Annotated in this window: 12 protein-coding genes; 7 read left to right on the forward strand and 5 right to left on the reverse strand. The window is 66.3% G+C overall.

Annotation, left to right across the window (positions count from 1 at the left end; translation table 11 throughout):
• From J5286_RS20350 to tsaD, 5 genes are all read right to left on the reverse strand, one after another.
• On the reverse strand, positions 1-199 hold a 199-nt coding region (locus J5286_RS20350), incomplete at its 3' end, for a class I SAM-dependent methyltransferase (protein WP_511458256.1).
• 4 nt (positions 200-203) lie between these two features.
• A complete protein-coding gene (locus J5286_RS20355; protein ID WP_037181980.1) occupies positions 204-635 on the reverse strand; it encodes an EVE domain-containing protein in 432 nt (143 codons plus the stop codon).
• Between the two features lie 5 nt (positions 636-640).
• Positions 641-934 carry a YciI-like protein gene (locus J5286_RS20360; protein ID WP_047508745.1) on the reverse strand — a complete coding sequence of 98 codons (294 nt, stop codon included), beginning with the start codon at positions 932-934 and terminating at the stop codon, positions 641-643.
• 10 nt (positions 935-944) lie between these two features.
• Positions 945-1937, reverse strand: a complete 993-nt coding sequence (locus J5286_RS20365) for an NAD(P)H-dependent glycerol-3-phosphate dehydrogenase (RefSeq protein ID WP_209191882.1) — start codon at positions 1935-1937, stop codon at positions 945-947.
• Positions 1934-3028, reverse strand: coding sequence for a tRNA (adenosine(37)-N6)-threonylcarbamoyltransferase complex transferase subunit TsaD (tsaD, locus tag J5286_RS20370; protein WP_113197399.1), 1095 nt, complete (start codon positions 3026-3028; stop codon positions 1934-1936). The genes J5286_RS20365 and tsaD overlap by 4 nt, the downstream gene beginning before the upstream one ends.
• A 73-nt stretch (positions 3029-3101) precedes the next feature.
• On the opposite strand from tsaD, the gene hemC reads away from it, so the two are divergent.
• From hemC to J5286_RS20405, 7 genes are all read left to right on the forward strand, one after another.
• Positions 3102-4031 (forward strand): hydroxymethylbilane synthase, encoded by a 930-nt coding sequence (hemC, locus tag J5286_RS20375; protein ID WP_209191883.1) that lies wholly within the window; start codon positions 3102-3104, stop codon positions 4029-4031.
• Between the two features lie 6 nt (positions 4032-4037).
• Positions 4038-4760 (forward strand): uroporphyrinogen-III synthase, encoded by a 723-nt coding sequence (locus J5286_RS20380; RefSeq protein WP_209191884.1) that lies wholly within the window; start codon positions 4038-4040, stop codon positions 4758-4760.
• Between the two features lie 89 nt (positions 4761-4849).
• On the forward strand, positions 4850-6154 hold the full coding sequence (locus J5286_RS20385) for a COG4223 family protein (protein WP_209191885.1): 1305 nt from the start codon (positions 4850-4852) through the stop codon (positions 6152-6154).
• 4 nt (positions 6155-6158) lie between these two features.
• Positions 6159-7787: a heme biosynthesis protein HemY gene (locus J5286_RS20390; protein WP_209191886.1), complete on the forward strand. Its 1629-nt coding sequence runs from the start codon at positions 6159-6161 to the stop codon at positions 7785-7787.
• Between the two features lie 15 nt (positions 7788-7802).
• The gene (locus J5286_RS20395; protein ID WP_112946040.1) at positions 7803-8288 is read left to right on the forward strand and encodes a tellurite resistance TerB family protein; all 486 of its coding nucleotides are present in this window, start codon (positions 7803-7805) and stop codon (positions 8286-8288) included.
• Complete coding sequence (locus J5286_RS20400) at positions 8278-9111, forward strand: glutamine amidotransferase (protein WP_245206339.1); 834 nt, start codon at positions 8278-8280, stop codon at positions 9109-9111. Before J5286_RS20395 ends, J5286_RS20400 begins: the two co-directional genes overlap by 11 nt.
• A gap of 140 nt (positions 9112-9251) precedes the next feature.
• Positions 9252-9737: a RidA family protein gene (locus tag J5286_RS20405; protein WP_209191887.1), complete on the forward strand. Its 486-nt coding sequence runs from the start codon at positions 9252-9254 to the stop codon at positions 9735-9737.
• Positions 9738-9763 lie beyond the last annotated feature (26 nt).

Raw genomic sequence — 9763 nt, forward strand, 5'->3', positions numbered from 1 at the left:
CATGGCGCGCCAGCCCCTGCCCGCCCGCCCAGGCGAAAGCCCAGAACGGCGGCGGCAGGCCGATCTCGGCAAGCTCGTCTTCCGTCTTCAGCCACAGCTCATGCGCTTCGCTCGCCAGATGGAGCCGGATCTCCGGCACATGCGGCGGCGTCATCGGGCTGGTATTGTTGCGGATGAAGAGCGCGGGGTCGGTCTTCACGATATCAGCGCGGCGGGTTGTCGAGCCCGCCCATGCGGCAGACCTCGGCCCATTCCTCGTCGGTCACCGGCTGCACGGAAAGCCGCATCGACGTCACCAGCGACATCTTCGACAGCTTCTCGCTCGCCTTCACATCCTTCAGCGTCACAGGCTTCGGCATGTCACGGACGGCGCGGATATCGACGCAGTCCCACTTCGGATCGCCCTTGGCGGTGGAATCGGGATGCGACAGCGCGCAGACCTCGACGATGCCGACGATCTCCAGCCCGTCATTGGAGTGGTAGAAGAAGCCCTTGTCGCCGATCTGCATCGCCCGCATGTTGTTGCGCGCCAGATAGTTGCGAACGCCGGTCCACTCCGTGCCCTTTTCGCCGGCAGCCTTCTGCTGCTCCCAGGACCATGCAGACGGTTCGGATTTGTAAAGCCAGTGCGCCACTTGAATTAAGCCTCCGGCTTGTTGAAGACCCAGTTGAAGGGCTTCACCTCGACGCTTTCGAACAGGCCAGCCTTCGCGTAGGGATCGGCATTGGCGATTTCGGTTGCCGCCTCGATGGTCTCGGCCTCGACGATGACAAGGCTGCCGCAAGGCTTGCCCTCGGCATCGAGAAACGGACCGGCCATTTTCAGCGTGCCGGCTTCGTTGAGCGCGTTGAGATGCTCCAGATGCGTCGGCCGCGTCTCCATGCGGACATTGAGGTGGCCAGGCTTATCCTTGCAGACAAAGGCGAAAAACATATGAGGTCTCCTATTCGGTCGTGATCGGACGCGTCATCAGCTGGTCGATGGCAGCGGCAATGCCGAGCTTGCCCTCGATGATTGCGGACACCGCATCGGTGACAGGCATGTCGATATCAAGCGACTTGGCGAGCCGCGACACGACGGCAGCGGCAAACGCCCCCTCGACGAGCTCGCCATGCGCGGGGTCGCGCGTCTCGCCGCGCCCGAGCGCGATGCCGAAACGCAGGTTGCGCGATTGATGGCTGGTCGCGGTCAGCACGAGGTCGCCGAGACCGGACAGACCCGGCACCGTATCCGCCTGCCCGCCCTTGGCGGCGACGAAGCGCGACATCTCGGCAAGCCCGCGCGCAATCAGCGCCGCGCGCGCCGAATCGCCGATGCCGGCGCCCTCGACGATACCGCAGGCAATCGCCAGCACATTCTTCAAGGCGCCGCCCAGTTGCACGCCGATCCTGTCTGACGACGGATAGAGCCGGAAAGTCCGCCCGGAAATCGCCTGCGCCAGCCGCTCGGCGATCTCGCCATTCTCGGCGGCAACCACCATCGCGGTCGGCAAGCCCTTGGCGATATCGGCCGCGAAGCCCGGCCCCGACAGCACCGCAATCGCATGCCCCGGCAGCGCCTTGGCCAGCATGTCGGTCAACAGATTGCCTGTGGTCTTCTCGATTCCCTTGGCACAGGTGACGACCACGGCATCCTTAGCCAGGTAAGGTTCATATTGCCGCGCCGCATCGGCCTGCGCTTGCGACGGCATGGCGAAGAGCACGATGCCGGCATCGCTGATCGCATCCGGCTCGGCGGAAAACTGCAGCGTTTCGGGCAACGGAATACCGGGAAGCGCCGCGTCGTGCAGATGCTCGGCCGCGAGATCGGCCATCAGACCGGGATCGCGGCCGATGAGCGTCACCTTGTGCCGCCCCGTCAGCGCGATCACGGCAGCCAGTGCCGTGCCGAACGCGCCGGCGCCGATGACGGCGATCGTTTCGCTTTCTCCGCTCATGCCTTTGCTCCCCGTTTGCCGAAGCCCAGCAATGTCTCGGCGCTCGAATCCAGCGGCCAACGCGAGCGTGGCTGCACGTCGAGATCATCGGGCGCAACACCCGTCGCCATCCGCTCCAGCCCCGCCCAGGCGATCATGACCGCGTTGTCGGTGCACAGATGCAGCGGCGGCGCCACGAAGCGGAAACGGTTCTTGTCGCACAGCGCCTGCAGCGTGCCGCGCACGACGAGATTGGCGGCAACGCCGCCCGCCACCACCAGCGCCGGCTGCTCGACATCGGGATAGAGTGCCTTGAACCGCTCCAGCCCGCGCCCGATCCTGTCCTTCAGCGTCCGCGACACGGCATCTTGGAACGAGGCGCAGATATCGGCCACGTCCTGGTCCGTCAGTGGCGCAATCTCCGTCGCCGCCTGCCGCACGGCCGTCTTCAAGCCGGAGAAGGAGAAATTGAGCTTCGCCTCGCCGACCAGCGGCCTTGGAAACTTGAACCGCTGAGGATTGCCCGCTTTCGCCGCCCGCTCGACGGCCGGCCCGCCCGGATAGGGCAGGCTGAGTAACTTCGCCGTCTTGTCGAAGGCCTCGCCCAGCGCGTCGTCGATCGTCGTGCCCCAGCGCTCGTACTCGCCGACCCCGCGCACCAGGATCAGCTGCGTATGTCCGCCGGAGACGAGCAGCATCAGATAGGGAAAGGAAAGCCCATCCGTCAGCCGCGCCGTCAGCGCATGGCCCTCGAGATGGTTGACCGCGTAAAGCGGCTTGCCGGATGCCTTGGCAATCGCCTTGCCGGTCATCAGACCCACAAGCAGCCCGCCGATCAGCCCCGGACCCGAGGTCGCGGCGATGGCGTCGATGTCGGACAGCGACACATTGGCGCGTTTCAAAGCCTCGTCGATCAGCGTATCGAGTGCCTCGACATGGGCGCGCGCGGCGATTTCTGGCACCACGCCGCCATAGGCGCTATGCTCTTCGAGCTGGCTCAGCACCACATCGGAGCGCACGGTCGGCACGCCCTTCGCATCCCGCTCGACAACGGCGGCGGCGGTTTCGTCGCAGCTTGTTTCGATACCGAGGATACGCAGAAAGGGAGCCATGGTGCCTGATCGTTGATTGCGATGGGTCTGAAACCTGTTTACGAGAAACTCCGGTAACAACGGATCAATGCGGATGCAAACAAAACCTTTCCGGATCGGCACCAGAGGCGGCCCGCTGGCGATCGCCCAGGCAAACGAAGCTCGAGACAGGCTGATGGCCGCCCATAACCTCCCCGAGGAGATGTTCGAGATCGTGGTGCTCTCGACCAAGGGCGACCGCATCACTGATCGCTCGCTGTCGGAGATCGGCGGCAAGGGCCTGTTCACCGAGGAGCTGGAAGAGAAGCTTGCGAGCGGCGACCTCGACATCGCCGTGCATTCCTCCAAGGACATGCCGACGACGCTGCCCGAAGGGCTCTGTCTCTCCGCCTACCTGCCGCGCGAAGACATTCGCGATGCTGTCGTAGGCCGCACCGCCGCGAAGCTGATCGACCTGCCGCACGGCGCCACCGTCGGTTCCTCATCGCTGCGCCGCCAGGCGCTGATCCGCCGCATGCGCCCCGATATCAACGTCATCACCTTCCGCGGCCTCGTCGACACCCGCCTGCGCAAGCTGAACGAAGGCCAGGTCGACGCGACGCTCTTGGCGCTCGCCGGCCTGAAGCGGCTCGGCAAGGTCGAGGTCATCACCGACATCCTAGACCCCGACACCTTCCCGCCGGCGCCTGCCCAGGGCGCGATCTGCATCGAAAGCCGCATCGGCGACACGGTGACCGACGCGCTGCTCGCCCCGATCAACGATATCAGGACCTACGACACGGTTTCCTGCGAGCGCGCCTTTTTGGGCGCCCTTGATGGCTCCTGCCGCACGCCGATCGGCGGCTATGCGGTCTGCGAAGGCGACCAGATCCGCCTGCACGGCCTGATCATCACCCCCGATGGCCGCAGCCAGCACGCCATCACCATCGACGGCCACCGCCGCGACGCCGTGGCGCTCGGCACGCGCGCCGGTCAGGATATCCGCGCCCGCGCCGGCACCTCCTTCTTCGACAGCTGGAGCTGACGGCGCATGCGCGTGCTCGTCACCCGTCCACCGCATCCGGGCGAGCGCACCGCAAAACGGCTGGCGGAGATGGGGCACGAGCCGATCATGCTGCCGCTATCGGCCCCCGCCCACGACCCGGACGCCGCCTTCGCGGCGCTCGCCAACTCCGACGGCCCAATATCAGTCACCAGCGCCGAAGCCATCCGCGTCCTCACCGAACGCCCCGATGACCTCGCCCCATATCTCTCCCGCCCCCTCTACGCCGTCGGCGACGCCACCGCCGAGGAAGCAAGGGCCGCAGGCTTCAGAAACGTCACCGCCTCCACCGGCGACGGCGCCGACCTGGCCGACCGCATCGCGCAACGCGACATCGCGCGATCGGACAAGACCAACCTGCTCTACCTCGCCGGCTTCCCCCGCGCCGAAACCTTCGAGACCCGCGCCGCCGCCCTCGGCCTGACCGTCGAAACGGTCGAATGCTACCGCATGCGCCGCCTCGACATCCCCGACCAGCTGCTCCGCGAGCTCTTCTCGGCCCACGAACCCGACGCAATCCTCTTCTATTCGCGCCGCACCGCCGAGGATTTCTTCGCCCTCAAGGAAATCTCCGCCAACCTCGACGCCCTCATCGGCGTCCGCCTGCTTTGCCTCAGCCAGGCCATCGCCGAAGCGATTCCCGTGCCCCTGCAAGGCCAATCCGCCACGCCCGACAGCCCGGATGAGACAGCCCTGTTGTCGCTTCTGTGAGCGACGTGGCTGGCAAATTTCATCTGGCCTCTTTCCTTCACCGGCCTCACTGACTACTTTCGAACCACTGTAAGAATTATGAGGGTCTCATGGCACCAGGAAATCCGCCCCGCCATTCGAAGAGCACCGACGAGCCGGTCACGATCGACTTGGATGCGCAGGAGATTGCCTCGGAAGAGAGTGCCAGCAAGGACGCGCAACACAATGCCGACGAGGTAGCCGAAGCGCAGTCGGAGACCAGCGAATCGATCGTTCCCGATGATGGCATGGACGAGAGCGAGGCCGCGAAGGCCAAGGCGGACGCTCCTATTGAAGAGACGGTGGAGCCCTTCGCCTATGACAAGGCGCCTGATCCCGAACTGCCGCCCTATAATCATGCGCCCGAACCCGTGCAGCCCGCAAAGAGCGAGCCGCCGCGCCAGCCGGGCGGCACGTCCGGGCTGATCGCCGCCGGCATCGTCGGCGGGCTGATCGCATTGATCGGCGCCGGCGCCATCCAGTATGAGGGCTTCCTACCCGGCTCCTCGGCCCCTGAGACGGCTTCGCCCGAGATCGCCAACCTCTCCGGCGAAATCGACGGCCTCAAGCAGTCGGTCGCCAACCTCGCCGCCGCACCGCAGGCCGCACCGGCCAATGACGCGCTCGAAAGCCGCATCGCCGCACTTGAGACCGCCGCCAAGGCGCCTCAGGCAGCCGGCTCGGGCACCGATAGCGCCACCGTCGATGCGCTGAACCAGAAGATATCGGATCTCAATGCCCAGCTCGACCAGCTGCGCGGCGCCGTCAGCCAGGCGACCGAGCAGCGCGCCACCAACGGCGCCGAGCTCGAACAGCGCCTCACCGCCGCCGAACAGAAGCTCAACGAGCCGCGCCAGGACGTCGCCGTCGCCAAGGCGATCGCCGCGGCCGGCCTGAAGGCCGCGATTGATCGCGGCGGCCCCTTCGTCGCTGAACTCGACACCTACGCCGGCGTTTCGCCCGATGATCCCGTCGTCGCCGACCTCAAGAATTTCGCCGAAACCGGCGTGCCCTCGCGCGCCGAGCTGATCCGCCAGGCCCCCGATGTGGCGACCGCGATCGTCGGTAGCGTCAACAAGGCCGATCCGAACGAGAGCTGGTCCGACCGGCTGATGGCTGGCGCCAAGTCGCTGGTCAGCGTGCGCCCGGTCGGCAATATTGAGGGCGAAAGCGTCGAGGCGATTGCCGCGCGCATGGAAGACAAGGTGAAGAACGGCGACCTGCCGGGTGCGGCCAACGAGTGGACCACGCTGCCGACAGATGCCAAGCAGGCGTCCGCCGCCTTCAAGCAATCGCTGGACGCCCGCATCCGCGTCGAAGAACTGGTCGGCAGCGCGCTGTCGAAGGCCGTTTCCGGTACTGGCAAGGAGGGCTGAGGATATGATCAGGCTCGTCGTCTTCGCGCTTCTCGTGCTTGTTCTCGGCTACGGCTTCTCCTGGCTTGCCGATCGTCCCGGCGATCTCTCGCTGATCTGGGAGGGCCAGCTTTATCAGACCCGGCTGATCGTCGCCGCCACATCAATCATCGCGCTGATCGCGGTCGTCATGGTCGCCTGGTGGCTGGTGCGCGTCATCTGGACCTCGCCGCATTCCGTCACCCGCTATTTCCGCGCCCGCAAGCGCGACCGTGGCTACCAGGCGCTCTCGACCGGCCTGATCGCCGCCGGCGCCGGCAATGCGCTGATGGCCCGCAAGATGGCCGCCCGCTCGCGCGGCCTGATCCGCGCCGACCAGGAGCCGCTGATCGCGCTGCTCGAGGCCCAGGCAGCCCTCATCGAAGGCCGGCATGATGAGGCCCGCGCCAAGTTCGAGGCGATGGTCGAGGATCCCGAGACCCGCGAGCTCGGCCTGCGCGGTCTCTATCTCGAAGCGAAGCGCCTCGGCGCCAACGAAGCGGCGCGGCAATATGCCGAAAAGGCCGCAGACAACGCGCCCTATCTGCCCTGGGCCGCCCAGGCGACGCTCGAATACCGCAGCCAGTCCGGCCGCTGGGACGATGCGATCCGCCTGCTCGAGCAGCAGAAGGCCGCCCGCGTCATCGACAAGGCCGAGGCCGACCGCCTGCGCGCCGTGCTGCTGACGGCCCGCGCCGACGAGAAGCTGGAGAACGATCCTTCAGGCGCCCGCGACGACGCCACCCACGCGTTGAAACTCTCGGCCGATTTCGAGCCGGCCGCGATCATCGCCGCCAAGGCGCTGTTTCGCGAAGACAAGCTGCGCAAGGCAGCCTCCATTCTCGAGCAGGCCTGGAAGACCAACCCGCATCCCGAGATCGGCGCCACCTATGTGCGCGCCCGCAGCGGTGATTCGCTCGCCGACCGGCTTAAGCGCGCCGAAAAGCTGGAGGCGCTCCGCCCCAACAACATCGAATCGCTGTTGATCGTCGCCCAGGCGGCACTCGACATCAGGGATTTCGCCAAGGCCCGCGCCAAGGCCGAGGCCGCCGCCCGCATCGAGCCGCGCGAGGCAGCCTTCCTGCTGCTCGCCGATATCGAGGAAGCCGAGACCGGAGACCAGGGCCGCATTCGCCATTGGCTTGCCCAGGCGCTGAAGGCGCCGCGCGATCCGGCATGGGTGGCAGACGGCTACGTCTCCGACAAATGGCTGCCGCTCTCGCCCGTCACCGGCAAGCTCGACGCCTTCGTCTGGAAGGCGCCGTTCGGCCAGGTCGAAGGCCCGGTCGAGGAAGGCTCCGTCATCTCCATCGACAGCGCGCTGAAGAGCCTGCCGCCGGTGCGCGACGTGAGGCCAGAAAGTGCCGCCGGCGATCACCGCATCATCGAGCTCGAACGCGCCGCGACCATCGCCAAGGCCGCCCGCCCTGTGGCCGAGACGCCAGCGGCACCCGCGCCCGCCAAGCCGAAACCGGCATCTAAGGAGCCGGCAACCGCGAGCAAACCCGCCGACGCCCCCGAACCGCGCCCCTTCTTCGGCGGCCTGCCGGATGATCCGGGCGTGCGCAATCCATCGGCCGAGCCAGAACCCAAGACACGGCTTCGCCTCTTCTAGCCAAACAGGACCCGTATGTTCGAACGCTTCCAGGCATTTTTTCAGAACCTGACCGCAGACACCCCAAAGAGCAGCTTCGCCCCCGATGATCCCCGCATCGCGGTGGCGGCACTCTGCATGCAGGTCATGGAGGCCGACGGCCAGATCAAGGACAGCGAGAAGAAGCGTCTGCGCACGCTCCTGAAGGACCAGTATGGTCTCGACGGCAAGCAGCTCGACGCGCTGATCGCCGCCGGCCAGGAAGCCGAAAGCGACGCCGTCGACTATTACCGCTTCACCTCGGACTTGAAGCGTCACCTCGACACCGAGCAGCGCCTGGAGCTGATCGGCATTCTCTGGGATATCGTCTATGCCGATGGCGAGCGCAGCGAGATGGAAGACGATGCGATCTGGCGCATCGCCGAGCTTCTCGGCGTCTCAGCCCGCGAGCGCATACAGAAGCGCCAGGAGGCAGCCAAGCGCGTCACCGGCATCGACGTGGTGCAAGACGATGCCGACTGACAGTACAGGCACGGCGGGCATATATGGCACGGGCACCGGCATTGCCGGCCCCGGCGCAGCAAGCCCCAACGACCCGGGCTCAAGCATCGAAGGCAAACGCCCGGTCCTGATCGTGCTGCATCAGGAGAGCTCCAGCCCCGGCCGTGTCGGCCAGCTGCTCGCCGAGAAGGGCTATCCCCTCGACATCCGCCGCCCGGTGCTCGGCCAAAAGCTGCCGACAACGCTTGCCGAGCATGCCGGCGCCGTCGTCTTCGGCGGGCCGATGAGCGCCAACGATCCCGACGACTTCGTCAAGGCCGAGATCGGCTGGCTCAATGTCCCGTTGAAGGAGAAGAAGCCGTTGCTCGGCATCTGTCTCGGCGCGCAGATGCTGGTCCGCCATCTCGGCGGCAAGGTCGCGGCCAATGCCGACGAGACCACCGAGATCGGCTGGTATCCGCTGCGCGCGACCGAAAAGGGCCGACAGCTGATGCACTGGCCGCGCATGGTCTACCACTTCCACCGCGAAGGCTTCGATCTGCCGCGCGGCGCCGATCTTCTTGCTGAAGGTGATGTCTACCCGAACCAGGCCTTCCGCTACAACGGCCACGCCTGGGCCCTGCAGTTCCACGCCGAACTGACGCGCGCCATGATGCACCGCTGGGTCGTCCACGGCGCTCACCGCTTCATCCTCCCCAACGCCCAGCAGGGCCGCGAGCATCTCGAAGGCCGCATGCTGTTCGACGCGCCGCTCAAGGCCTGGCTCAACGAATTCCTCGATCTCGTCTTCGAGGGCAAGAAGCCGAAATCGGCCCCTTCGGCCAAGGCCACGCTGACGGCCTGATGCGGAGAGCCGCGCGTCGTGCTATGGTGAGCGACGTCACTTCGACGGCATTTTAGTAGCAGAAACAGGTTCCGATCCACGATCCGGCCGTTTGGTCGCGCTTTGCGCCGCCATGACCGCAGCCATGTCAGGGGAACAGTATGTCGAACTACGAACAGAAGCTTGTCTCGCTGGGCCTCGTCCTGCCCCAGCCGCTGAAACTGCCCTCGCACATGACGCTGCCCTTTCCCTGGGTCAACGTACGAGGGAATAGGGCCTTCATCTCCGGTCACGGCCCGCAGAACCCCGACGGCTCCCCATCAGGCCCCTTCGGCGTCGTCGGCGATACGGTGACGATCGAGGAGGCCCACGCCTCGGCCCGCAAGGTGGGGCTTGTCATGCTGGGCAGCCTGAAGCGCGAACTCGGCAGTCTCGACCGCATCACCGGCTGGTGCCGCGTTCTCGGCATGGTCAACTGCGCCCCCCACTTCTCCAACCCGCCCGCCGTCATCAACGGCTTCACCGAGCTGATCAACGACGTCTTCGGCCAGGACGTCGGCCGCCACGCCCGCTCCGCCATCGGCGTCGCCGGCCTGCCGCTGAATTTTCCTGTTGAGATCGAGGCGGAGGTGATGATTTCGGGGTGAGGGTTGAGCGGGCGGGCGTTGTGCCG

It is taken from the genome of Rhizobium sp. 16-488-2b (assembly GCF_017741815.1).
Lineage (GTDB): Bacteria > Pseudomonadota > Alphaproteobacteria > Rhizobiales > Rhizobiaceae > Rhizobium.